Genomic DNA, 236 nt, shown 5'->3' on the forward strand with positions numbered 1-236 from the left:
TGGTGAAATGCGCCACCGCCGAAGTGGCCGACAGCGCGCCGGTGCCGTTATTCCCCGCCGACGTGTCGATATAGAGCAGGTGGTTGGTGCCCTGGTCGAGGTTGCGCTCGGTATAGAAGCCGGTCGCGCCGTACTTGAGCGTGTCGGTCGCCTGCCATTCATAGCCGCCGGCGCCGGTGAGCAGATGACCCTTGTTGAGGCGGACGAACTGGCGGACCTGGGTGGGATAATAGACC

Annotated in this window: 1 protein-coding gene; it reads right to left on the reverse strand. The window is 64.0% G+C overall.

Translation table 11 applies throughout. From position 1 onward, the window contains the following. Positions 1–236: hypothetical protein (locus RVY79_RS21575; RefSeq protein ID WP_317466666.1), on the reverse strand; the 236-nt coding region annotated here is incomplete at both ends.

The sequence above is a fragment of the Chromohalobacter sp. HP20-39 genome (assembly GCF_033052815.1).
Classification (GTDB): domain Bacteria; phylum Pseudomonadota; class Gammaproteobacteria; order Pseudomonadales; family Halomonadaceae; genus Chromohalobacter.